Genomic DNA, 24,246 nt, shown 5'->3' with positions numbered 1-24,246 from the left:
CGATTGAAAATTGGCCATCAAAGATAAACAACCCTAAAGAGGACTAGATTTATTTTTAAATAAGGTATTTGGTTGGGATTACGTATTTTTGCTAATGATAACAAACTGAGATTTAAATGCATAAACCTCAGTTTTATTTTAGCGACAAGGAGTATCTACTCGCGAATATCACTCGCATCGTGGCGTTCGCGCACTTGCTGTGCGGGGTCGCCTTGTAAGCGATTCACTCGGCGGCCGCGTTGTACCGCAGGGCGTGCATAAATTTCGTCTGCCCAGCGAATGACATTTTTATATTCATGCACTGATAGAAACTCGGCGGCGTCATATAGCCAGCCTTTGACTAAAGCGCCATACCACGGCCAAATGGCCATATCGGCGATAGTGTAGTTATCCCCTGCGACAAATCGATTGTTAGCTAAGCGTTTATCAAGCACGTCAAGTTGGCGCTTCGTTTCCATGGCAAATCGATTGATTGGGTATTCATATTTTTCAGGGGCATAAGCGTAAAAATGCCCGAAGCCACCCCCTGCAAATGGCGCAGAACCCATCTGCCAAAATAACCACGATAATGTTTCGGCGCGCTCAGGTTGTGTAGTGGGTAAAAAGGCGGAGAATTTTTCTGCCAAATAGGTCAGAATTGAACCCGACTCAAACACGCGGATTGGTTCTTTGCCACTTCTATCCACTAATGCAGGGATTTTTGAGTTTGGATTGATTTCAACAAAACCTGAACTGAATTGATCGCCTTCACCAATATTAATCAACCAAGCATCATATTCCGCTTCTTTGATACCCAACGCTAACAGCTCTTCGAGCATGATCGTTACTTTTTGACCATTAGGTGTGCCTAAGGAATAGAGCTGTAGTGGGTGCTTACCTACAGGCAAGGCTTTTTCATGAGTTGCACCGGAAACAGGGCGGTTTATATTGGCAAATTTGCCGCCATTACCTTGCTCCCATTGCCATACCTTTGGTGGAACATAGGGTGTGTCTGCCATTGATTATCTCCTTAATCATTTCGAAGAATTAGACTCAATAATCCCGTTACTGACGATCTCACTGTAGCAATCTGCCATCAATTCGCCACCTTTTTCATCCATTTTTGCTGGGCTTAGGTTGCGGATCGCACAGAGTGCATGGAACTGACCTTAAAACAGCGTGAGCTTTTATTGTTGCATAATATCTAACGGGGGCGATGACGGACGTATTGTTAATACGCACAATTGCTAACTAAAAAATAGTTTAGAGGCGTAGATAGCTTTAGCATAAAATTGATAACCAAAGGTAAATATTTACCCTTAGGATCAAAATGGCACATTTAAATGACACTTAAGCAAAAAATAATTAACAAGTCGATTGTGCAAATCACTAATCCAATTAAAAAAAAGATGTGAACAATATGTGAACATTGGCACTAATTTCGAGGGGGGCATTTTATACATTGAATACCAATAAGTGATATCCGTTGGTTGGAGTGTGCTCATGCTTGCGTCAAATTCAAATATCTATCAAAGCCTATTATACAGGGCAAATACACAGCCTGATGCAGTGGCCATTGTTTTTGAAGAGCAACATTGGTGTTATCGTCAGTTATTGGTGAAGGTCAACCAAACTATGTTTTGGCTAACATCAACCCTGCAATTACAAAAAGGTGACCGTATTATTTTGGGTTGGGGAAATACCATTGAATTTTGCCAGCTGTTTTATGCTGCGGTTGGGCTAGGCATTCAAGTTATTCCATTAAGTACCAAAATGAAGGAGTTTGAAGGTAAAGAACATCTTTCTCGTATTCAGGCGGATGCGATTTTTTGGGATGATAGCTACCAGCCGTGGTTAGGAGAGCTTAATGCAAAAGGGATTAGCCTTTCTCAGTGGAAAGCATTAGCGCTAACAGAGGAAATGACCTTTGTTAATCAAGTTAATGGGGATGATCCTGCTGTCATTATTTTTACCTCAGGAACAACAGGGACACCAAAAGGCGCAGTCATCACTCATAAAAATATATTGTCAGCGGTTTATGCTTATCAACAAACATTAAAGTTAACTGAAAATGATAAAACGATATTAGCGGTACCCATTTATCATATTACGGGGTTATCTGCTATCTTGGCATTATTTATTCATATTGGTGGAAAAATTTTTCTACATAAAAAATTTAATGCTGAGGATATGATTTCAACCATCGCAAAAGAAAAGATTACTTTCTTACATGGTTCACCGACGGTATTTATTTTATTAATCCAAAAGATAAAAGAAAATAAAAGCATTAATTTGGATAAATTTAATTCATTAAAGATGATTGCTTGCGGTGCTGGGCATTTAAATGAAGGCACCATAAAAGAACTTTCATATATTTTTCCAAAAACATCGATACACTCTATATATGGTCTAACGGAGACGTCATCTCCTGCAACGGTATATTTAGATGATATTCGTAACAGCCCTAAAAAAGCCAGTTCAGGTACTCCTGTCCCAGGGCTAAAAGTGTCGATTAGAAGTGAAAATGGTGAAGAAAAACAGGCAAATAAAACAGGTAATATCTGGGTTAAAGGGGATGTGGTGATCCAACGTTATTGGCCTGATAGCCCTGCGAATACCACATCATTTCAGGATGGATGGTTTTTTACTGGGGATATCGGGTATATCGATGAAGATGGTTTTCTATATATCCAAGATAGAATTAAAGACATGATTAACCGAGGTGGAGAAAAAATTTATTCCATTGAAGTGGAAGATTTAATTTCTAATTATCCCGGCGTTAATGAAGTGGCGGTCATTCCAGTAGAAAGCCCGATCTATGGCGAAGAACCTATTGCGTTTATTATTCCTGAAAGCCAAGTTTGCTTAACAAGTAAAGAAATCATGGAATGGTTAAAAGAACGCTTACCTAATTATAAGGTTCCAGTAAAAATTATATTTGCACGTAGCTTCCCAAGAACCTGGAATGGAAAAATAAGTAAGAAAGATTTAAAACAGCGATATTATTCTTTAAATAGTTAACATCTAATTCGTTTAATTTATCAAATAAAGGGCTATGAAATATTAGCCTTAGGCAGGTTTTATCATGAATAATAAGTTTATTACTAAACAAGAAGCCGCTGAATTAATTAATGATGGCGATACCATTTGCACTGTAGGAATGACATTAACGAGTGCGGCAGAGTCTATTTTGTCCGCTATTGAACAACGCTTTTTATCAGAAGGTTCGCCAAAACAATTAACGCTAGTGCATGCGGCAGGGCAATGTAACCGTATTCGCGGTAATCAACATTTTGCCCACCAAGGTATGGTGAAACGCATTATAGGCTCTCACTGGGGACTAGCGCCACGCTGGATGCAGATGATCAACGACAATCAAGTTGAAGCATATTGCTTACCTCAGGGGCAAATGGTGCATTTGTATGGTGCAATGGCGGCGGGTCTTCCTGGTCGTTTATCTAAAGTGGGTTTAGGCACATTTATTGACCCTGATTTAGAGGGTGGACGCATGAATGCCAAAACGTTAGCGCTGCCGCCACTGGTTGAAAAAGTTAGCTTCAAAGGTGAAGAGTGGCTATGGTACCCCGAAATTCCGCTGGATGTTGTGGTGATCCGCGGTACACACGCAGACAGCAAGGGTAACCTGACCACGGATGAAGAAGCGATGTCGCTGGAAGTTTTGCATGCCGTTTTAGCCGCAAAACGCTTCGGTGGGAAAGTCATTGCTCAGGTGAAGTATTGTGTGGAAGAAGGTACTTTGCACCCAAAACGTGTCACCGTTCCCGCCAGTTTTATCGACCACATTGTGATCTGCGATAACCCGCAAGAGGATCACCGTCAATCCTCAAGTTGGTTCTTTGATCCAACATTGTGCGGCGATATTCGTACACCTGTTCAGCAGACCACGCCACTGCCTCTCGATATTCGTAAGCTGATCGGGCGCATTGCTTGCCGTTATCTTACTGAAAACTGTGTGATCAACCTAGGGACAGGGATCCCTAACGATGTAATTGGTTCAATTATCCAAGAAGAAAATGCCAGCAAACACGTTGATATTACAGTGGAATCTGGCATTTGGGGTGGTGTACAAGCAGGTGGTATCGATTTTGGGATCGGTCGTAACCTTTCTGCGATGATTAGTCATCAAGACCAAATGCTGTACTACAACGGTGCAGGGGTAGATATCACCTATATGGGCGCAGGGGAAATGGACGCTTGCGGCCACGTTAATGCCACGTTGTTGGGCAATATTTGCCCGGGGGCTGGTGGGTTTATTGATATCACGCAGAATGCTCGCCACGTGGTTTTTTGCTCAACATTTACCGCCAAAGGATTAGATATCCGCTGTGAAAATGGTCAGTTAAAGATTATTCGTGAAGGGGATATCCGCAAGCTAGTAGACAACGTTAGGCAGATCTCTTGGAACGCAGATGTGGCACGCCAGATTAACCAAACCATGCATTTTGTGACGGAGCGGGCGGTATTTACCTTGGGTGGAAAAGTCCCTGTGCTGATTGAAATCGCACCGGGGATTGACCTTGAGCGTGACATTCTTGCCCATATGGACTTTATGCCAGAAATTTCCCCGGATTTGAAGGTGATGCCTTCTTCGTTATTTGAAGAAGCGCCTTTTGGTCTGGTCTCGTATTTATATTCTCAATATTAAAGAGGACGTTATTTATGTTAGTCAAAGACAAAATTGCCATCGTCACAGGTTCAGCAAGAGGTATTGGTTTTGCTATTGCACAGGTGCTGGCAGAAGAAGGGGCTAAAGTGGTGATTTCTGATCTCGCGATATCCTCAGGGGAAGAAAGCGCAAAACAGTTACAGCAGCAAGGCTTTGAAGCCGTGTTTATCCCTTGTGATATTTCCAAACGCGAGCAAGTCAATGCGCTTTTTTCTCAAACTAAAGAACACTTTGGCGGTATTGATGTGATTGTGAATAACGCAGGGATCAACCGTGATGGCATGTTGCATAAGCTGAGTGACGAAGATTGGGACAAGGTTATCGACATTAACTTGAAAGGCACGTTTCACTGCATGCAAGAAGCGGCAAAACTGATGCGTGAACAAGGGCGTGGTCGCATTGTGAATATCTCTTCAGCAAGCTGGCTTGGGAATGTGGGGCAAGCTAACTATGCCGCATCAAAAGCGGGTGTTATTGGTTTAACGAAAACTGCCTGCCGCGAATTGGCTCGCAAAGGTGTCACTGTCAATGCGATTTGCCCGGGGTTTATTGATACCGATATGACGCGCGGCGTACCTGAAAAAGTGTGGGATCTGATGATCAGCAAAATTCCAGCGGGCTTTGCAGGTGATCCGCGGGATGTTGGGCAATGTGTGGCGTTTTTAGCATCAGATAAAGCACGCTATATCAATGGTGAAGTGATTAACGTTGGCGGCGGCATGGTGCTGTAGGAGGACATAATGAAAAATGCAAATGATATTGTGATTGTTAGTGGGGTGAGAACCGCGATAGGTTCTATGGGGGGCAGCTTTGCAAATACCCATCAGCACGATCTCGGTGCTGAAGTGATCCGCGAAGCGGTAAAACGAGCGGGGATCGCCCCAGAAGATGTGGATGAAGTGATCGTCGGTAATGTGGGGCAGATCGCAGAAAGCGGTTTTATTGCGCGGATCTGTCAGTTACGTGCTGGTTTACCTAAAGAAACAACAGCTTACTCTGTTAACCGTCAATGTGGCTCGGGGTTACAGGCACTGGCGGATGGCATGATGTTGCTGCAAACCGGGCAATCGGATGTGGTTGTGGCATGCGGAACGGAAAATATGACCATGCTACCGTACTACTTACGCAAAGCGCGTTATGGCTACCGAATGGGTAATGATGTTTTAGAAGATGGATTAACATCAATTTTGACTTGGCCTGAAGGCCCGTATCACAACGGGATGACGGCAGAAAATGTCGCAGAACAATTCAATATTTCCCGCGAAGAAATGGATGATTTTGCATGGAATAGCCAGCAAAAAGCGTTGAAAGCCATTGAAGCGGGTTATTTTAAAGATCAAATTTTGCCGATGGAAATTCAAGAAGGGCGTAAAGGCTCACGTATTTTCGATACTGACGAACACCCAAGAGATACCCCACGGGAAAAACTGGCTAAATTGCGTCCTGCATTTAAAGCCGATGGCGTGATCACGGCAGCTAATGCTTCAGGCATTAATGATGGGGCGGCGGCATTAGTGATGATGCGCCGCGAAGAGGCGGAAAAACGCGGATTGAAACCCAGAATGAAAATCGTGGATTGGGCAGTTGCCGGATGTGAAGCGGCCATTATGGGCTTTGGTCCAGCGCCGGCGACACGTCGTTTAATGGAAAAGCTGAAAATGGATGTCAAAGATATTGATTTAATTGAATTAAATGAAGCTTTTGCCGCTCAAGCAATCGCAGTTATAAATGATTTGTCATTAGACAGTTCGCGGATCAACGTGAATGGCGGGGCGATTGCACTGGGTCACCCAGTGGGTGCGAGTGGGGCAATTTTACCCGTTAAGCTAATGTATGAAATGGAACGCCGTCAAGTTACTACAGGGTTAGTAACGATGTGTATCGGTGGTGGTCAAGGGATATCAATGTTGTTCGAAAGAGAATAAGAAATACTGCAAGCAAAAAGCCCGACGTGGGGCGTCGGGCTGTTGCTGAGGTAATAACAACAGGTATGGGAACCGGATAAAGCACCAAGCCTGTTTCACTGCAACATGAGGATCTTATCTATGTTTTCTACAAATGCAAAGTTAGATTATGCGGCACAGGGTAAAAAGACCAACGCAAAGATATATCGTAACCTGATGCCGTTATTGATTTTGGCTTATATTATTAGCTTTATTGACCGTACTAATATTGGGATGGCAAAAAATGCCATGTCGATAGATCTGGGCTTATCCGCTACGGCATTTGGAATTGGTGCAGGGTTGTTTTTTCTGACTTATTCAATTCTTGAGATCCCCAGTAACTTGATCATGGAAAAAGTCGGTGCGCGTTTTTGGATCACGCGGATCATGATCACTTGGGGGCTCTTATCTGCGGCGATGGCTTTCGTCACAGGACCAACCTCCTTTTATATTCTACGCTTATTATTAGGGGCGGCCGAGGCAGGGTTATATCCTGGAGTGATCCTGTATATGACCTATTGGTTTAGCCAAGAAGAGCGTGCCAAAGCAACGGGGTTATTCTTATTAGGGGTGTGTCTTGCCAATATTATTGGTGCACCACTGAGTGGCTTATTATTAAGTATGGATGGGCTATTAGGGTTCCATGGCTGGCAATGGATGTTTGTCATTGAAGGCTTACCAGCGGTTATTTTGGCTTTTGTGGTGTGGTTTGTTTTACCGAATAAACCCGAAGACGCAAAATGGTTAGATGAAGACGATCGGAAGTATATTAAATATAAACACGAGCAAGATCAGAACAGCACTAGCATCAGTAATAACAAATTTTCACTCAAAGCGGCGTTTAAAAACAAAGCATTTATGATGATCGTCGCCATTTACTTTACCCACCAATTCTCAGTGTACGGTTTAAGTTATTTCTTGCCGACGATTATTGGTGAATACGGCAAATTAACGCCAATTCAAATTGGTTTATTAACGGCAATACCTTGGATTTCAGCGGCAATTGGCGGTATTTTTGTGGCAAGAAAAGCCAATACCCCACGCCGTTCATCCCGTATCTTAATTTCAGGTTATGCCTTGATGGCGGTCGGGCTGGTTATTGGCGCACTAGGTGGGCCTATCCTTGGATTAATCGGGTTTTGCTTAACTGCTTTTATGTTCTTTGTGGTGCAATCCATTATTTTCTCGCTTCCACCGACTTATATGAGTGGTAGTATGCTGGCTGGAAGCTTAGCACTACTGAACTGTTTAGGGCTGTTTGGCGGCTTCTTAGGGCCCTTTATTTTAGGGTTCTTTGAGGATTACACAGGCACAGCGACTTCAGGATTATGGTTTGGTGTCGGCTTGCTCGTTATTGGGACACTTATCGCTTCGCGGGTAAAAACCAGTGGCATGAGTGACAGCGAGAAAGTGCAAACACCAACATCGCTACAAGCGAAATAATGCAACACCGCCATTTACAATAGGAAAGTCTACATGAAAATTGTTATCGCACTTGATTCCTTTAAAGGAAGTTGCTCAGCACAGCTGGCATGCCAAGCGGTGGCTGAGGGTTTCAAGCGTGTATCCTCCGATTTGGATATGACATTATTGCCTATATCTGATGGTGGAGAAGGTCTGTTGGAGTCACTGGAGCACAGTCCGGTTTTATCTGGTGTAACGCCTTACATATTAACGTGTACTGGACCCTATGGTAGTCAAGTTGATGCACGGCTGTTAGTGTTGGAAGGAAAAACAGCCTTTATTGAAATGGCACAATGCTGTGGCTTAGAGCTCGTGAAACCTGAATTCCGCCATGCTGAAAAGGCATCAACGTACGGTCTGGGGGAAATGGTTAAATACGCCCTCGATTTGGGATGCAAGCGCATTATTGTCGGTATCGGCGGAAGTGCAACTAATGACGGTGGTGCAGGTTTTGCACAAGCATTGGGGGCAGAGTTTTATGATAAAAACCAGCAGTTGATCCGTTCGCCAATCAATGGTGAAGATCTCATTAATATTGCAAAAATTGACTTAGATAATTTCGATCCACGTGTCGCGTCGGTTGAATTTAACGTGTCATGTGATGTGGAAAACCCTTTGCTTGGTAAAAATGGTGCAACGTATGTGTATGGTCCACAAAAAGGGGCGGACGCTACCATGCTAGACCAGTTGGAAGCGGGAATGACGCATTATGCACAATTAATGTCGAGCACTTTAGGAAAAGATGTCTCATTAGAGGCAGGAAGTGGTGCGGCGGGGGGATTAGGTGCTGGGCTACGCTGGTTTGTTGATGCCAAACTTGAAAAGGGCATCGACCTTGTTCTAGGGCTATTGGATGCTGAAACGTATATCCAACAGGCAGATTTGGTGATTGTGGGTGAAGGGCGGATGGATAGCCAAAGTGCCAACGGTAAAGCGCCTGTCGGCGTTGCTCGTATGGCAAGTCGTTATGGTATACCGACAATCGCTCTATGTGGTGGTTACAGTGAAGATAGCCGAATTTTGTACCAACACGGCATCACGGCGATGTGGTCACTTTGCCCGGGCCCCGTCTCTTTAGAGCAAGCGATAGTTAACGGAGAACGTTACTTAGCGGATACCGCTGAAAACTTACTAAGAACTGTATTATCAAGCCAAAAAATCAGATAAAACAATAAGATGAGGCGGTAATATGCTACTGACTGAAAAATTAGCTAATGATATTGTGACGCGTGCAATGGGCATTATCCATCATAACGTCAATGTGATTAACAGTCAGGGCGTGATTATCGCCTCGGGGGAGAAAAAACGTATTGGTGAAACGCATGAGGCCGCAGTGGAGGTGATCCGCTGCGGTAAACGGATCACTATTTACAATGAAAATGAAGCGCGTGCGTATTTGAATGTTGCACCGGGGATTAATCACCCGATTATCGTGGCAGATAAAGTGGAGTTAGTGATTGGTGTTAGTGGCGATCCCGTGGTTATTCAGCGTTATGCAGAATTAGCAATCCTTACTGCTGAGTTATTGATTAAGCAAGAAATTGAACGCCGTAGTATCAATTGGCAGCACCGGTTACGGGATATGTTATTTGTTCAGTTTATTGAAAGTAGCACGCCGAACCAAGGGCGTAGTGCATTATTAAAACTGCATAATTCAGGTTTTTCGTTTTCTTTACCGACCATCCCAGTGATTATTAACATTGAGGCTATTCAGTATCGTCCTGAGATTTTGGATACCATCATTACGGAATTATCGGCGATGGAAAAAAGTGATGTGTTGCTACTCAATAGCCGTGAAGTGTTGATGCTATTTCCTTCAAAACACTATCAAAATGAGTCATTTATCCCTCATCTTCATTTTATATTAGATAGTCAACTTAGCCAGTATTATATTGGTGTTGGTGTACAAGCAGACAGCGAAGAACATGTGCGAGATGCGGTACATTTCGCACGTTCAGTCATTGATGTGGGGCGTCAAACGGTTCCTGAAAAACAAGTTTTCTTATTTAAGGAAATGGCGTCATTTTGTTTATTTAATGAGTTAGAAAACAGTTACTTATTTAACTTCTTTTTGGATATTTGCAATAAGATTTTAGCGCATGATTCCGGGGAAATTTTGTTAGAAACCTTAGAACTGTTTTTATCGCAAAATGGCGAAATTGGTAATACCGCCTTGCAGCTTGGCATTCATCGCAACACGCTAAGTTACCGGCTACAACAAATTAAAAAGCAAACGGGGTTAGACCCCACAAAATTTACCGATTTAATTCAATTGTCCGTAGCAATGCATGGCTATCGCCGACGTTACCCAAAACAACAGCCATGGCTAGATGCATTAACGTAATAAACGACAAAGGCTATTTGGGCTGAAAAACCCAAATAGCCGCTTCTACAGGTGATGTTAAATTCAGTTTTTTCAGCAAATGCTTCACATGCACTTTAACGGTACTTTCCGTAATACTTGATTTATTGGCGAGTTGTTTATTGGGGATGCCCCTATTTTACTCTTCCCATTCTGCTGTTTAGTGCACATTTGGAGTGCACCTATTGAATAGCTAAGTCTTAAATCGTCAGTATCAGTTGGTGAGAAATCGCCACTGAGTTCTGGCTTTACAGGGAAGTGAGCCAGTATATTGCTCTTATGTAAACAACAAATATTGCTATTAGAGCCCCGTCCACCACGCTAGACGGGGTTTATTGCGTTTATTTGCTGGTGGCAGGTTCGATATAGCCAAGACGGCGGGAAATCAGTAAACAGACGTGGGCAAGTTCGTCATTTACCCTATCTATTTTGGGTAACATACGATGCGTTGGTCCTGCAACGCTGATTGCCCCAACAATATTTCCGGTATAGTTAAATACTGGTCGTGCAACACAAGTCAGTCCTTCTTCATTTTCCTCATTATCTAACGAAAAGCCTTTCAAACGAATATCTGCCAATAATTCATACAGTTTCATTCTATCCACAACGGTTTTTTCCGTATATTTAACCAGCGGCTTTTCTAGAACCTCATCAATTTCTTCTAAAGGTTGGAATGCCAAAAGTGCTTTCCCAATCCCTGTGCAGTATGCTGGTAACCTTGCGCCTAATTTTGCGGTTGTTTGAATTGAAAGGGTGCCTTCACTTTTATATAAATACACGACATGCCCACTGTTATAGACGCCCAAAAAGCAGGTTTCGAATGTCGAGCTTGAGAGAGTCTTTAAGTAGGGAATTGAAACTTCAACTAAATTGACATTCATTAAACCTTTAATTCCTAGCTCAAGGCTTTTTAAATCAAGATTATAACGCTCTGTAAGGTGATCAAGGCTAACATATTGGCGTTCTTTTAGCGTTTCTAATATCCGAAACGCGGTTGTTTTGGCTATCCCTGTGTTTTTAACCAATTCTGCCAATGAAATTCCATCGGAATGATTACTTATCTCTTCGAGGATAGTTAGTACTCTATCAATGTTGGATGAGTTTGCTTGGCTGTCTTTCGTCATTGTTGGCTCCTTACCTGCGCTGGAGCCATTGTACGCATAATTTCACGTGAGTTAAACGTCGTTCCATTTTCTCCTGATGCTGACTTTTTTGTGTGTAACGGCAGAGAGCTTGTAACTAGTTGAAAAGACGTGTCTTTACGTTATTGATTGTGATCATGATCGTTATTTTCGAATAAATGGAACGACATTCCTTTATTTTAATGTATTTTATTAAAAAAGGAACGTCGTTCCGTTATTTTTGAAGGGATAGATATGTTGATAGTGACCATTGATACAGGGACAACAAATACCCGCGTGAGAGCATGGCGAAATAACACGGTTATTGGTGAACTGAGCACGGAAGTCGGTATTCGGGATTGTGCAAAAAATGGGAGTAATACGCGCTTAATTCAATCGATAAAAACGCTTTTGACGCAGCTTTTGGAAAAATTTAGTGATAAAGAAAAGGAAAATTATCGTTTAGTAGCATCGGGCATGATCACTTCAGAAATTGGGTTATACCATTTACCTCATGAAGTGACACCTGTTTCTGTACGACAGCTCGCGCAAAAAGCCAGAGCGTGTGTGATAAATGAAATTAGTGAAAGACCCATTATTTTTATTCCAGGAATTAAAAATAAAACGGCGGATTTAACATTTGACACCATTGAAAGCATGGATGTGATGCGTGGTGAAGAAGTTGAGATCTTTGGTATTTTAGCGCAGCAACCGGATTTAGAGGCTTCTCTGGTGATCTTACCCGGATCACATTCAAAGTTTGTTCGCATTGATGACAATAAAAATGTGATTGCGATTGCGACCACAATGGCGGGAGAAATCTTCGATACATTAACGCATCAAACGATACTGGCAAGCTCATTAGATCACCAATTTGCTCAGCAACTTGATGTTGAATATTTGCTTAAAGGCGCTAAGTTAAGCCAACAAGTGGGGATAGCGAGAAGCTGTTTTTCAGTCAGGCTATTAGACCTTTTTACGGATGCCTCACTGAACCAAAAATCGAGTTTTTTATTAGGCGCGATTTTAGCATCGGATTTACTCGCGATAAAAAACAGCCAAGCCTTATGTATGACTAACGACCTAAAGGTTGTGATTAGTGGAAAGCCTATCTTAGCGAATGCGCTTCAATTATTAATTAAAAATGATAGTTATTTCACGGGTGAAATTAGCCTATTGGAAGATAAAAAGGAACAGCCATATTCTGGATTAGGTGCAATTTCAATATTAAACCTAACAGAATATAAATAAGTATTCTTAATGATTTGTTATTAGGTGATTGTATGAATTCTGAAAATGACATTCCCTTAATTGCGATATTACGTGGAATTAAACCTGAAGAAGTCTTAGAGCATATTTCTATACTTGCTGAAGAAGGATTTCAATATATAGAAATTCCATTGAACTCCCAAGAGTGGGAAAAAAGCATTCCATTGGCTATTCAGCATTATGGCAATCAATTAAAAATAGGAGCTGGAACTGTTCTGGATCAAAAAAATGTCGAAATATTAGCGGCAATGAATGCCAAAATAATTGTCACACCGAATATTAATGTTTCGGTAATTAAATCAACATTAGAAAATAAGATGGAAATATATCCAGGGTGTGCAACAGCGACTGAGGCATTTACAGCGATTGATGCTGGTGCCCGTAATTTAAAAATATTTCCTACCGTGCCGCTGGGTGTTAACTATGTTAAATCGTTGATGTCAGTGCTCCCCAAAGAGATTGCTATTTATGCGGTCGGTGGCGTGACACCACAGAATTTACATGAGTACCTAAGTATTGGCTGTTATGGCGCAGGACTTGGGAACGATCTTTACCGTATAGGCCAATCACCAGAGAAAACGAGAGAGAACGCGAAAGCATTTATATCTGCATATATCGCATTTAAAAATCAAACTTATTAAGTTAAAAGAGATCTTAAAATGAAATTCGATTATGTTTTTAAAAATGCCACTGTTATTGATGGCAGTGGTAAAAATGAATATATCAGCGATGTGGCAATTAAAAATGACCGCATTATTAAAATTTCTAAGAATATTAGTGAAGAGTCTGAAAAAATAATTGATTGTTCAGGGCTGATTTTATCTCCTGGATTTATTGATGTGCATACACATGATGATTTAATTGTCATTGATAAACCTGAATATATTGAAAAAACATCACAAGGCGTTACGACAATTATTGTCGGTAACTGTGGCATCAGTGCTGCATGCGCAACATTAAAAGATGAAGTTCCTGATCCTATTAATTTATTGGGTGAATTAAACGAATTTAATTTTGCAGATTTAACCAGTTATAAACAAAAAATTAATGAAATTACACCGACGGTCAATGTGGCGACATTAATTGGTCATACTACGTTAAGAAATAACTGTGTTTCGGATTTATTAAAACCGGCCAGCACCAGCAATATCGCACAGATGAAGCAAGTTTTAGAGGCTGCGCTAAAGGACGGAGCTTTAGGGCTTAGTACTGGCTTGTCTTACGGAAATGCTATTAATTCATCGACAGAAGAAATCTGTGAATTAGCTGAATTATTAGCTGAATATCAGGGTATTTATACAACGCATATGCGTACTGAATATGATGGGATTATTGATGCAATGCATGAAGCTTTTCATATTGGTCGTCATGCAAAAGTTCCAGTGCAGATCTCTCATCATAAGTGTGCGGGAGCAAAAAACTGGGGACGCACGAAAGAGACATTAGCGTTAATCGAAAAATATCAAAAAATACAAGATATTAACTGTGATTGCTATCCTTATAGAGCAGGTTCTTCAAACTTAGATATCACTCAAGTCACTGAAGACTATGACATCTTAGTCACTTGGTCAACACCATTCCCTGATGTTGCAGGTAAGACACTAAAAGATATTGCCGTAATGTGGGATATCGATATTTATCAAGTAGCCGAAAAAATTGTTCCCGCGGGCGCTATTTATTTTCAAATGCACGAAGATGATGTTCGCCGCGTATTGCAACACCCAAGCAGTATGGTCGGTTCAGATGGATTACCTCGCGATCCTAATCCACACCCACGTCTATGGGGCACATTTCCACGGGTTATAAGTCATTACAGTCGTGATGAAAAACTTTTTCCTATGACAACAGCGATTCACAAGATGACAGGTATGTCTGCTCAGCGTTTTTGTTTGAAAGATAGGGGGCTTATCCAAGAAAACTTTTTTGCGGATATCGTCTTATTTGACCCAATAAAAATCAATGAAACTTCCACATTCCAAGATCCAAAACAGAAAGCAGATGGTATTGAATATGTGTTTGTTAATGGTGTTCTGACTTATATCGCAAAGGAAATGACTGGAGATAGAGCAGGTAAATTCCTAGAAAGAAATAAATAAAAGAGAGAAAAATACAATGATTAAACGATTTGGCGTTGAAGGTTCAAAAGGGACTGGTGGACAGTCATTACCTTTTTCGAAAGCTGTACTTGCGGACGGCTGGTTATATGTGTCAGGGCAAACACCGATGATTGATGGCGAAGTGATTGATGGCGGTATTATCGCACAATCAAAATTGGCTATCGAAAACTGTTTAAACATTATGAAGGATGCGGGATTTGAACGCCAAGATATTGTGCATATGAAAGTGGTTTTGAGTGATGCTCGCTATTTTCAGTCCTTTAATAAAGTGTTTCAGCAATTCTTTGCGGAACATCCACCAGCGAGGGTCTGTTTTGTCGCGGATCTCGTTGTTGACTGCATGGTTGAAGTGGACATTACCTGCTTTAACAGCAAGTTCAAATCTTAATCGCTGAGACGATGAGGGGCTATTATGGAACATAATAATTTCTTAATGTGGTTTTTAGTGTACGCGTTCGTCATGATGTTCGTTGGTTGGTATGTGACGAGGCACCAAAAGACCGGTGAAGATTTCATTCTAGGTGGTCGAAAACTACCGATGTTACTCACCTTAGGTTCAACTGTTGGTACGATGGTCGGAACAGGGTCAAGTATTGGCGCAGTGAGTTTTGGTTACTCGAATGGTTGGGCTGGTATGCTATATGGTATTGGCGGTGCGACGGGCATTTTGTTAACAGCTTGGTTATTTGCACCAGTAAGAAACTATCGCTTTATGACAATGAGCGAGGAAATTTGTTACTACACAGGTGGCAGCCGTTTAGTTAAAAATCTAGTGGCGATATTAATTTTCTTAGCATCTATTGGTTGGCTAGGTGCGCATATCCTCGGTGGTGGCTTGTACTTGGCATGGGCCGCAGATATTGATATCACGGTCGCTAAGATCATTATTGCCGTAGGCTTTGTGTTCTATGTTGGTATTGGGGGTTATAAAGCAGTTTCATGGATTGATACATTGCAATCTATTGTTTTATTCCTTGGGTTTATTATTCTTGCAGTCGCCTCAGTGAGCTACGTTGGCGGATGGGATGTTGTTGTCCAACATACAGATCCAAAAGCATTTACTCTCTTTGGGATTGGTAAGCTTGGTATGCTACCTGCAATTTCACTTGCCATCGTGATTGGTATCGGTGTTCTGGCTACACCTTCATATCGCCAGCGTATTTATTCAGCAGCATCGACAAAAGCCATTCGCCAATCGTTCATTATTACGGGTGTCTTGTATATGGGGTTCTCGTTTTTACCTGCAATCATTGGTATGGCGACCCATGTAATGGAGCCTAATTTAGAAAACAGCAGTTTTGCTTTCTTATATGCAACCAATGCGCTACCTCATGTGTTGGCTATGGTGGTATTGATTGCAGGTATGTCTGCCAATATGTCATCTGGTAGTTCAGATGCTATCGCAGGGGTTTCGATAATCTTACGTGATATTTATACGATGGTGACAGGAAAAATGCCACCACCAGAGAAAGCAATTAATTTGTCTCGGATCTTCTTGCTTAGCGTTATTTTATTAGCACTCGTGTTCGCATTGACCTCAAATGACATCATTGGCTATATCACTAAAATGATTTCAATGATTATGTCAGGGCTTTGTGTCACGGTGTTATTAGGTAAATTCTGGCATCGATTTAATTGGCAAGGCTGTATCGCAGCACTGGTGGCGGGAAGCTCAACATCATTAACAGTTATTTTAACACCTGAGTGGTCAGCAAAATTAGGAAATCCAGTGATCCCTGCATTATTAATGAGTTTGGTTTGTGCGGTTATTGTGACCTTAGTGACACCCAAAAATAAACTCAGTCGTGAGGCTGTTTTGGAAAACATTACTCATGAAAGAGAAAATACCGCAAAAAGTAACTAAATTTTCAAGTTGAGAGATACAAATGACACAACATAATTTTCTCGAAGGGATAAAACACAAGTCGACGAAGTTACATAACTCAGAGAGCGTGCAGATAAACATTTTGCTCGAAGATGTATGCCTACCGGCAGTCGTTGTGAAACAGCGTGAATTAGAAAATAATATTGCATGGATGCAATATTATGCAAATGCAGTGAATGTTTCGTTATCGCCTCACGGTAAAACGACCATGACCCCCGCAATTTTCAAACGCCAAATCGCACAAGGCGCTTGGGGATTAAGTGTTGGGACGGCTTATCAGGCAAAGGTGGCAATTGAATCGGGTATTAAGAATATCATTATTGCTAATCAGGTTGTGGGAAAAACCAATATTCGGTTACTTGCAGAGCTCGTTAAGCTCAATCAAGCCAATCTGTATTGCTGTGTTGATAGTATTCAAAATGCTAAACAGCTTGCAGAGGTCTTTTCATACGAAAACCAGACACTGAATATTCTGATTGAACTTGGCATTAGTGGTGGACGTTGTGGCTGCCGTACAGAAGATGAAGCTTTGCTGTTAGCTGAAGAGTTAAAATTGTTACCCTCTTTAGTGGTATCCGGAATTGAATTTTATGAAGGCGTTATTCATAGCGATAATGCAGAAAAAGATATTAATGAGGTACAGCGATTCTTACAGCGAGTGTTAACGACGAGCCAAAAACTGGATAGCTTGGGGATGTTTGATAAACATCATGGTGAAATCTTACTAACAGGAGCAGGCTCTGTTTGGTATGACCTTGTCAGTCAAAAAATGACAACGTTTCGCTTTTCTAAGCCTTTTCGTTTTGTGATCCGGCCCGGTTGCTATATCACCCATGACCACGGTATTTATGATGAAGCCCAGCAAGCCTTAAAAGCTAGAGACAATGTGGCTTGCCAATTAGATGGTGACTTAATGCCTGCAATGGAAATTGTGGCGTTAATTCAGTCTCTGCCTGAAAAAGGGCGCGCTATAGTCAACTTTGGCAAACGGGATGTTGCATTTGATTCGGGCTTACCACAGCCTCTTATGTTATATCGGGAAGGCCAGCAAGTGGCTTTTCAAAAAGGCGCGGCTAAAACCGTTGGTTTAATGGATCAGCACGCTATTTTATCATTCGATGAAAGCTGTGATTTTCAAGTGGGCGATATACTAATCTTCGGGACTTCTCACCCATGTATCACGTTTGATAAATGGAAAGTGATTTATCTAATTGATGATGCTTATAATGTGTTAGAAGATATGCCAACTTATTTTTAAACAATACTTTGTATTTATCCGTGTATGATAAGCCACTGAGTTTTCAGTGGCTGATTTTTTATGTGTTATAACAAATATTGAGAAAATATAATAAAAATTGATAAAAAATATTCTTGTGATCGAATTCATAACAATTTATGCATGTGCACAAAAATATCGCATTTCATCCTATAAAAATTAGCCATTATCACAATGCCTTCTCATTAAGCAAAATATATAATTCTATTAAATAGAAATTTCTAATAATTATTTATTTTCTTAATTTGGAGGTAACAGGTATGAAAAATAAAATCGTATTCCTTGATCACGATACTTTTCCGGAAGGGATAAAAATTAAGAAAATAAATAAAGATTATGAATTAGTACTATATGGAAAAACGCTAAGTCATGAAGTCATTGAGCGTATTAAAGATGCTAATGTTATTATTACAAATAAAGTAAAAATAACAAGAAAGATAATCGAATCAGCAAGTAATTTAAAATTTATTTCTGTTGCTGCAACGGGAACAGATGTGATTGATATCGAAGCCTGTAATGATCACCATATCTTAGTGTCTAACATCCGAAATTACGCAATTAATACCGTTCCTGAGCACACATTTTCTCTTATTTTAGCGTTGCGCCGAAGTTTATTAGCATACGCGGAGTCAGTGCGAAAAGAACGCTGGCAAGAGTCAGGTCAATTTTGCTACTTTGATTATAAAATTAATAACTTATCAGGTTCAACGCTAGGTATTATTGGTGATGGGGTGCTTGGGAAAGCCGTTGCGGAAATCGCAAAAGCGTTTGGGATGAAAGTATTATTTTCAACATATAAAGGGAACAATAATATGGGACCTCTATATACACCATTTGAAGAAGTTATTGCACAAAGTGATATTATTTCCATCCACTGTCCATTATTAAATTCAACTAAAGATTTAATTAGTTATTCTGAATTTGAACAGATGAAGCCATCTTGTATTTTAATTAATACAGCACGGGGGGGCATTGTGAATGAAGAAGCATTATATGATGCATTAAAGAATAATAAAATATTAGGTGCAGGGTTTGATGTTTGTGTTTCAGAACCACCTAAAATTGAAAGCCCTATAATGAAATTAACGAAATTATCCAATTTTATTCTTACTCCACATATATCGTGGGCAAGTTTTGAAGCAATACAAACACTGTCAGATATGATGATGGATAATATAGATGCTTTTTTATCTGGTCACCCTAAAAATTTAGTTAATTAATTTACTCCTTAATTTAAAGAGGTTATCAATATGTTTATAGGAAAAGAGATCCGTTTAAAAAGATTATTAAATAAAAAGTCTGGGCGTCTTTTAGCGATTACGATGGATCATCCAATTACACGTGGTGTACTGCCAGGAATTGGTGATATTAAATCTGTTATGAAGGATGTTGTTGCTGGGGAACCTGATGCGATTACGATGCATAAAGGAATTATTGAAAAAGTGTTTCCTCCGTATACGGCATCCGACATCTCTATCATCATGAAAGCCACCAGTTATTCCATTCCTTACCACGAGGCTTATGACACTCCTGTTGCAGATGTTGAAGAAGCTATTCGCTTAGGTGCTGATGCCATTTCAGTTGGTTGTATTATGGGAGGACCGGAACAAGCGCTGCAACTAACGTTCTTAGGACAAGTATCAAAAGCAGCTGCGTCCGCAGGTCTGCCTTTAATTGCACACATCTATCCAAAAGGTCCAATGATTGAAGACAGTTTTGATGCTAAAAATTTAGCGTACTGTGTGCGTGCTGGGGCGGAGTTAGGGGTTGATGTCATTAAAACGTTATGGTCAGGCTCTCCTGAAACGTTTAAATCCGTGGTTGATAGCTGTCCTGCCATGGTCGCTTTGGCGGGAGGAGACATGGGCAATGACCTTGTGAGCTTCTTAACAAATACGCGTAAGGCATTAGATATTGGGGTTGGTGGTGTCACTTATGGTCGTTTTGTCTGGCAGCATGAGAATCCAACAGCAGTGATTAAAGCATTAAACGCATTGATTAATGATGATTACTCAGTTGACCAAGCGATTGCGGAGTATAAGCAAGCAGGCGGTCGCTAACCCATATCTTTAAGCATTATGCATTGGGAGGGCAGAATGAAAGCAGCGGTATTGTACGCACCGAATGAATTAAAAGTGACGGAGATTAAATATCCACAAGTTGGTAAAGGTGATGTGGTTATTAAAGTTAAAGCAGCGGCGATTTGTGGAACGGATGGTCGAATTATTTCAGGTAAGAAAACTAAGGGTGTCCGCTACCCATCTGTCATTGGGCATGAATTTTCGGGGGAAGTTGTTGAAATAGGAGAAGAGGTTACGGGGTTAAATATTGGAGATGCCATTGCTATTGACCCAGTTATTCCATGTCGTTCTTGTGTCTATTGTCGCATTGGAAAAGAAAACATATGTTTAAATCGCCAAGCAATAGGTTATGAATTTGATGGGGCTTTTGCTGAATATGTACGGATACCTGAGGTCGCATTATCGTCAGGAAATGTGTTTAAAATTCCTAAGGGTATGTCTTATGAAGCGGCTGCACTAGCGGAACCGTTAGCTTGCTGTATCAATGGACAAAAAAATGTGGGTATTGAACTTGGTGATACAGTCGTTGTCATTGGTGCAGGGCCAATAGGGTTAATGCATGTGTTATTAGCGCGTCTTTCTGGTGCAACAAATATTATTGTGAGTGAGCTTAGTGAACAGCGCCAGCAAGCAGCACTAAATTGTGGTGCAACCCATGTAGTGAATAGCCAGAAGGACAACCTGTTAGATGTTGTCAAAAATGTAACCGAAGGTGTTGGTGCAGATGTTGTCATTGTGGCTATCGGTATTCCTGAGCTGGTAGATCCTGCTTTCAAACTCGCCAGAAAAGGTGGGCGAGTTAACCTCTTCGCGGGTTTTTCTAAAGATGATATGGCGCAAATTGATGTCAACATCATCCATTATAACGAGCTTATCATTACAGGGGCTAGTGCATTAAGTCGAAATGGCTACCAACAAGCATTAACACTGATTTCATCTGGATTAATTGATATTGAAAAATTAATTACCCACCGTTTTTCATTGGATGAAATCAATGAGGCCATGGTAACCGCCCAAAAAGGTGACGCAATCAAAATCATTATACACAACAATTAAAATACGCGTTGGAGGCAATATGATGGACAGTGTCTATTTGGGAGTAGATGCAGGTAGCAGCAGTGTAAAGGTGTGTGCTTTTAACTTTCATGGAGAATTATTAGCAAAAGCATCGCGTGATACCAATATTATTTCCAAGTCTCTCAGAAGTCATGAAATTAATCTAAATGATTTTTGGAAAAAGACTGCAGAAGCAATACGAGAGGTCTCTTCACAAGTGAAGAAGATTGTTTCTGTGAGTTTTTCTGTTGCTTGCCCAACGCTTGTTTTATTGGATAAAAATAACCAACCTGTCACGAACGGGATAACCTATCTTGATGGCCGTTCAGAAGGATTTATTCAGCAAACATTAGGGAAAGACCTTAATAAGGTTCAAGCATTATCTTGCAATAGCCCTAGTCCATCAGCTTGCTGGGTTGGCACACTCGGGTGGCTACAAATGCAGCAACCCGAACTGATGCAAAAAGTACATAAGGTGGTACTACTAAATAGCTTTTTATCATTAAAACTGGGTAGTAAAAAAGCGGCAATTGACCCAACACAAGCCGCATATTCAGGGGCTGTTGTTTTATCAAAAGCGCCTAAGTGGTCAAAGGAATTATTGCAATATTGGCGATTTAACCACGATATTTTACCGCCGATTTACCCTTGTACTTCTGTCGTTGGGCAAGTGGATCAGACAGCAGCACAAGAGACCGGATTACAGGTAGGAACGCCAATTATTTTGGGGTCAGCGGATACTGCAGCGGCGGCATTTGCTGTCGGGCTGCTTGATTCTGAAACGGCTTTTGAATCGACAGGTACTTCAGGTGTTATTACATTTTGCTTGGAGGAACCCAACTTTGATCACCGCTTTATGAATCGATATCACATTGTACCGAATCAATGGTTGGCTCACGGAGCAATGTCTACAACAGGGGGGACTTTTAATTGGCTTAACCATGCAGTTTGGCCTGAAATTAATGATCATGAACAACTCGAAGAATTTTCAAAGGCATCAACACCAGGGGCGAATGGATTAATTTATTTACCTTATTTAGCCGGAGAGCGTAGTCCTATTTGGGATGTGAATGCATCAGGAGCATGGATTGGGTTGCGTTTAAATCATAATCGAGACGATATGGTAAGGGCGGCTTTTGAAGGCACTGCTTATGGCTTAAAACAAATATTGACTATTGCTAATGAGAAATGGGGGGTTGTGTTGGATGAGCTATTAAGCGTGGGTGGTGGCTCTCGTAGCTTATTATGGACCCAAATAAAAGCAGACATTCTTCAGGTTGAATATAGTATTGCACAAACCGCGGATGCAGCCGCATTTGGTGCAGCGATGGTCGGGGCAACTGGTGCAGGTTTTTTTTGCGGTATCAATGACCCAGATTTACCAATTATAAAAACGGAAGATATGGTATTTACCCCGAATAAAGATAAAAAAATACAAGAAATTTATAATAAGCAATTTAATATTTATGATGGGCTTTATCCTTTATTAAAGGAAACAATGTATAGCTTATCAAATAAATAAAATAGCTAACGATTTCTACTGTAACGGCTGTCCGAAATGTTAATTTTAATTAATTAGCAGGGTGGCTTCATTCTAAAAAAAAGCAGGTAACAAAACGTGTATTAAAATAATAATCCGCTCTGGAGTATAAATAATGATAAATTCAATTAATCCAAAGACTAATTATCGTTGGGTGGTTTTGGCCCTGATTTTTATTGTCTATGCTGTAAACTATGCTGATAGAAGTAATATTGGAGCTGTTTTACCTTTTATTACAGATGAGTTTAAATTAACAAATTTAGAAGCTGGTTCTTTAGCAAGCATGTTTTTCTTAGGTTATGCATTGTGTCAAATTCCAGCAGGTTTTTGGATGGCGAAACGAGGGATAAGAGGAATGGTATCTTTATCCATTCTTGGCTTCTCTGCGATGACATGGTTAATCGGATTAGCTCAATCTGCCTTTGCAATTAAGTGGTTACGTTTAGGGTTAGGAATGGCTGAAGCACCAACACCTGTAGGCTTGACATCCACAATTAATAATTGGTTTCCAGCAAAAGAAAAGGCAACGGCAACGGGTGTTTATATAGCATCAACTATGTTTGCTCCCATTATTGTCCCACCATTGGTTGTTTGGATAGCTTTAACTTATGGTTGGCGTTGGGTCTTTATTCTCTTTGCTATTCCAGGTATTTTCTTGGCGATTATTTGGTATTTATTTGTTAGAACAAAACCAGAAGAGAGTCGTTTTGTTTCGCAAAGTGAATTAGATTATATTCGAGCAGATAATTCGGAAATAGCAGAAAAGAAAATTGAAGGTAATATAGTCCTTAGTGATAAATTTAATAAATTAGATAAAATAATTCGTGTTAAATCAGTAACACCATTAAATTCAGCATCTCAAGTATTTAAATCTAAAAATATTTGGTGTAACACAATTGCTTATTTCATGATGGTGAGTATTTTATATGGCATTTTGACGTGGATTCCTTCTTATCTTGTAAATGAAAAAGGTTTTTCATTTATGAAAATGGGGTTTGTTGCTTCGATGCCCTTTGTTGGTGGATTTGTTGGCTCTATCACCGGTGGCTGGATCTCCGATAAAATTTTAGGCCGCCGTCGTAAACCTACCATGCTTTTTACCGCAGTTGCAACGATAGTTATGATGCTAATCATGCTTAATGTTCCCGAAAGCACGACAGCTGTAGCAGTTGCGCTATTTTCTGTTGGTTTATTTTTAAATATTGGTTGGCCTGCGTTTACCGCATACCCAATGGGTGTAGCGGATAATAATAATTACCCAATAGCAATTTCAGTGGTAAACAGTGGCGGAAATTTAGGCGGGTTTGTATCCCCAATGATGGCTGGATTTTTATTAGATATGACAGGAAAATTTGATGCCGTATTTTCTTACTTTGGTGTCTGTGCAGTGATTGGCTTAATTATGATCCTATTACTTGATGAACCAAAATAATTAAAAAGTTGTTTCAGGTGAGTATGCTGCTCAC

The 24,246-nt window shown here is 40.7% G+C and carries 20 protein-coding genes and 1 pseudogene; 18 read left to right on the top strand and 3 right to left on the bottom strand.

Going from position 1 to position 24,246, the window contains the following annotated elements; genetic code table 11:
• Positions 1-155: 155 nt before the first annotated feature.
• Positions 156-998: a glutathione-dependent disulfide-bond oxidoreductase gene (yghU, locus tag AB6N04_RS13840; RefSeq protein WP_369308883.1), complete on the bottom strand. Its 843-nt coding sequence runs from the start codon at positions 996-998 to the stop codon at positions 156-158.
• Between the two features lie 484 nt (positions 999-1,482).
• Between yghU and AB6N04_RS13835 the strand changes: the two genes are divergently transcribed.
• From AB6N04_RS13835 to AB6N04_RS13805, 7 genes are all read left to right on the top strand, one after another.
• Positions 1,483-3,000 (top strand): class I adenylate-forming enzyme family protein, encoded by a 1,518-nt coding sequence (locus AB6N04_RS13835; protein ID WP_369308882.1) that lies wholly within the window; start codon positions 1,483-1,485, stop codon positions 2,998-3,000.
• 64 nt (positions 3,001-3,064) lie between these two features.
• Positions 3,065-4,645 carry an acyl CoA:acetate/3-ketoacid CoA transferase gene (locus AB6N04_RS13830; protein WP_369308881.1) on the top strand — a complete coding sequence of 527 codons (1,581 nt, stop codon included), beginning with the start codon at positions 3,065-3,067 and terminating at the stop codon, positions 4,643-4,645.
• A gap of 14 nt (positions 4,646-4,659) precedes the next feature.
• The gene (fabG, locus tag AB6N04_RS13825; RefSeq protein ID WP_369308880.1) at positions 4,660-5,397 is read left to right on the top strand and encodes a 3-oxoacyl-ACP reductase FabG; all 738 of its coding nucleotides are present in this window, start codon (positions 4,660-4,662) and stop codon (positions 5,395-5,397) included.
• A 9-nt stretch (positions 5,398-5,406) separates the two neighbouring features.
• On the top strand, positions 5,407-6,591 hold the full coding sequence (locus AB6N04_RS13820; protein WP_369308879.1) for an acetyl-CoA C-acyltransferase: 1,185 nt from the start codon (positions 5,407-5,409) through the stop codon (positions 6,589-6,591).
• Between the two features lie 120 nt (positions 6,592-6,711).
• A complete protein-coding gene (locus AB6N04_RS13815) occupies positions 6,712-8,052 on the top strand; it encodes an MFS transporter (RefSeq protein ID WP_369308878.1) in 1,341 nt (446 codons plus the stop codon).
• Positions 8,053-8,085: 33 nt separating this feature from the next.
• Positions 8,086-9,240: a glycerate kinase gene (locus AB6N04_RS13810; RefSeq protein ID WP_369308877.1), complete on the top strand. Its 1,155-nt coding sequence runs from the start codon at positions 8,086-8,088 to the stop codon at positions 9,238-9,240.
• Positions 9,241-9,262: 22 nt separating this feature from the next.
• Positions 9,263-10,417, top strand: a complete 1,155-nt coding sequence (locus AB6N04_RS13805) for a CdaR family transcriptional regulator (RefSeq protein ID WP_369308876.1) — start codon at positions 9,263-9,265, stop codon at positions 10,415-10,417.
• 13 nt (positions 10,418-10,430) lie between these two features.
• On the opposite strand, the pseudogene AB6N04_RS13800 reads toward AB6N04_RS13805, so the two are convergent.
• Both AB6N04_RS13800 and AB6N04_RS13795 read right to left on the bottom strand, forming a co-directional pair.
• Positions 10,431-10,571, bottom strand: a pseudogene (locus tag AB6N04_RS13800) (LuxR C-terminal-related transcriptional regulator); the annotation flags it as partial.
• Positions 10,572-10,776: 205 nt separating this feature from the next.
• Complete coding sequence (locus tag AB6N04_RS13795) at positions 10,777-11,559, bottom strand: IclR family transcriptional regulator (RefSeq protein ID WP_369308875.1); 783 nt, start codon at positions 11,557-11,559, stop codon at positions 10,777-10,779.
• Between the two features lie 252 nt (positions 11,560-11,811).
• Here AB6N04_RS13795 and AB6N04_RS13790 point away from each other — a divergent pair, with 252 nt between their 5' ends.
• From AB6N04_RS13790 to AB6N04_RS13740, 11 genes are all read left to right on the top strand, one after another.
• A complete protein-coding gene (locus AB6N04_RS13790) occupies positions 11,812-12,807 on the top strand; it encodes a 2-dehydro-3-deoxygalactonokinase (RefSeq protein ID WP_369308874.1) in 996 nt (331 codons plus the stop codon).
• A 32-nt stretch (positions 12,808-12,839) separates the two neighbouring features.
• A complete protein-coding gene (locus AB6N04_RS13785) occupies positions 12,840-13,466 on the top strand; it encodes a 2-dehydro-3-deoxy-6-phosphogalactonate aldolase (RefSeq protein ID WP_369308873.1) in 627 nt (208 codons plus the stop codon).
• 18 nt (positions 13,467-13,484) lie between these two features.
• The gene (locus tag AB6N04_RS13780; RefSeq protein WP_369308872.1) at positions 13,485-14,921 is read left to right on the top strand and encodes an amidohydrolase family protein; all 1,437 of its coding nucleotides are present in this window, start codon (positions 13,485-13,487) and stop codon (positions 14,919-14,921) included.
• Positions 14,922-14,937: 16 nt separating this feature from the next.
• Entirely contained in the window at positions 14,938-15,330 is a 393-nt protein-coding gene (locus AB6N04_RS13775) for a RidA family protein (RefSeq protein ID WP_369308871.1), read from the top strand.
• Positions 15,331-15,354: 24 nt separating this feature from the next.
• Positions 15,355-16,806 (top strand): sodium:solute symporter family protein, encoded by a 1,452-nt coding sequence (locus AB6N04_RS13770; protein WP_369308870.1) that lies wholly within the window; start codon positions 15,355-15,357, stop codon positions 16,804-16,806.
• A gap of 22 nt (positions 16,807-16,828) precedes the next feature.
• Positions 16,829-18,085, top strand: a complete 1,257-nt coding sequence (locus tag AB6N04_RS13765; RefSeq protein ID WP_369308869.1) for an amino acid deaminase — start codon at positions 16,829-16,831, stop codon at positions 18,083-18,085.
• 278 nt (positions 18,086-18,363) lie between these two features.
• The gene (locus AB6N04_RS13760; RefSeq protein WP_369308868.1) at positions 18,364-19,323 is read left to right on the top strand and encodes a D-2-hydroxyacid dehydrogenase; all 960 of its coding nucleotides are present in this window, start codon (positions 18,364-18,366) and stop codon (positions 19,321-19,323) included.
• Between the two features lie 30 nt (positions 19,324-19,353).
• Positions 19,354-20,163: a class I fructose-bisphosphate aldolase gene (locus AB6N04_RS13755; protein WP_369308867.1), complete on the top strand. Its 810-nt coding sequence runs from the start codon at positions 19,354-19,356 to the stop codon at positions 20,161-20,163.
• 36 nt (positions 20,164-20,199) lie between these two features.
• Complete coding sequence (locus tag AB6N04_RS13750) at positions 20,200-21,240, top strand: zinc-dependent dehydrogenase (RefSeq protein ID WP_369308866.1); 1,041 nt, start codon at positions 20,200-20,202, stop codon at positions 21,238-21,240.
• A gap of 19 nt (positions 21,241-21,259) precedes the next feature.
• A complete protein-coding gene (locus AB6N04_RS13745) occupies positions 21,260-22,762 on the top strand; it encodes an FGGY-family carbohydrate kinase (RefSeq protein ID WP_369308865.1) in 1,503 nt (500 codons plus the stop codon).
• Between the two features lie 133 nt (positions 22,763-22,895).
• A complete protein-coding gene (locus AB6N04_RS13740; RefSeq protein ID WP_369308864.1) occupies positions 22,896-24,212 on the top strand; it encodes an MFS transporter in 1,317 nt (438 codons plus the stop codon).
• Positions 24,213-24,246 lie beyond the last annotated feature (34 nt).

The organism is Providencia rettgeri, assembly GCF_041075285.1.
Lineage (GTDB): Bacteria > Pseudomonadota > Gammaproteobacteria > Enterobacterales > Enterobacteriaceae > Providencia > Providencia rettgeri_G.
This window is presented reverse-complemented; position numbering and strand designations above follow the sequence as displayed.

Coding starts and splice junctions, on each gene's coding strand:
- AB6N04_RS13750 (WP_369308866.1), top strand. CDS start 20,200: ATGAAAGCAGCGGTATTGTACGCACCGAATGAATTAAAAGTGACGGAG.
- AB6N04_RS13770 (WP_369308870.1), top strand. CDS start 15,355: ATGGAACATAATAATTTCTTAATGTGGTTTTTAGTGTACGCGTTCGTC.
- AB6N04_RS13765 (WP_369308869.1), top strand. CDS start 16,829: ATGACACAACATAATTTTCTCGAAGGGATAAAACACAAGTCGACGAAG.
- AB6N04_RS13755 (WP_369308867.1), top strand. CDS start 19,354: ATGTTTATAGGAAAAGAGATCCGTTTAAAAAGATTATTAAATAAAAAG.
- AB6N04_RS13775 (WP_369308871.1), top strand. CDS start 14,938: ATGATTAAACGATTTGGCGTTGAAGGTTCAAAAGGGACTGGTGGACAG.
- AB6N04_RS13780 (WP_369308872.1), top strand. CDS start 13,485: ATGAAATTCGATTATGTTTTTAAAAATGCCACTGTTATTGATGGCAGT.
- AB6N04_RS13785 (WP_369308873.1), top strand. CDS start 12,840: ATGAATTCTGAAAATGACATTCCCTTAATTGCGATATTACGTGGAATT.
- fabG (WP_369308880.1), top strand. CDS start 4,660: ATGTTAGTCAAAGACAAAATTGCCATCGTCACAGGTTCAGCAAGAGGT.
- AB6N04_RS13810 (WP_369308877.1), top strand. CDS start 8,086: ATGAAAATTGTTATCGCACTTGATTCCTTTAAAGGAAGTTGCTCAGCA.
- AB6N04_RS13805 (WP_369308876.1), top strand. CDS start 9,263: ATGCTACTGACTGAAAAATTAGCTAATGATATTGTGACGCGTGCAATG.
- AB6N04_RS13760 (WP_369308868.1), top strand. CDS start 18,364: ATGAAAAATAAAATCGTATTCCTTGATCACGATACTTTTCCGGAAGGG.
- AB6N04_RS13795 (WP_369308875.1), bottom strand. CDS start 11,559: ATGACGAAAGACAGCCAAGCAAACTCATCCAACATTGATAGAGTACTA.
- AB6N04_RS13830 (WP_369308881.1), top strand. CDS start 3,065: ATGAATAATAAGTTTATTACTAAACAAGAAGCCGCTGAATTAATTAAT.
- AB6N04_RS13745 (WP_369308865.1), top strand. CDS start 21,260: ATGATGGACAGTGTCTATTTGGGAGTAGATGCAGGTAGCAGCAGTGTA.
- AB6N04_RS13740 (WP_369308864.1), top strand. CDS start 22,896: ATGATAAATTCAATTAATCCAAAGACTAATTATCGTTGGGTGGTTTTG.
- AB6N04_RS13835 (WP_369308882.1), top strand. CDS start 1,483: ATGCTTGCGTCAAATTCAAATATCTATCAAAGCCTATTATACAGGGCA.
- AB6N04_RS13815 (WP_369308878.1), top strand. CDS start 6,712: ATGTTTTCTACAAATGCAAAGTTAGATTATGCGGCACAGGGTAAAAAG.
- yghU (WP_369308883.1), bottom strand. CDS start 998: ATGGCAGACACACCCTATGTTCCACCAAAGGTATGGCAATGGGAGCAA.
- AB6N04_RS13820 (WP_369308879.1), top strand. CDS start 5,407: ATGAAAAATGCAAATGATATTGTGATTGTTAGTGGGGTGAGAACCGCG.
- AB6N04_RS13790 (WP_369308874.1), top strand. CDS start 11,812: ATGTTGATAGTGACCATTGATACAGGGACAACAAATACCCGCGTGAGA.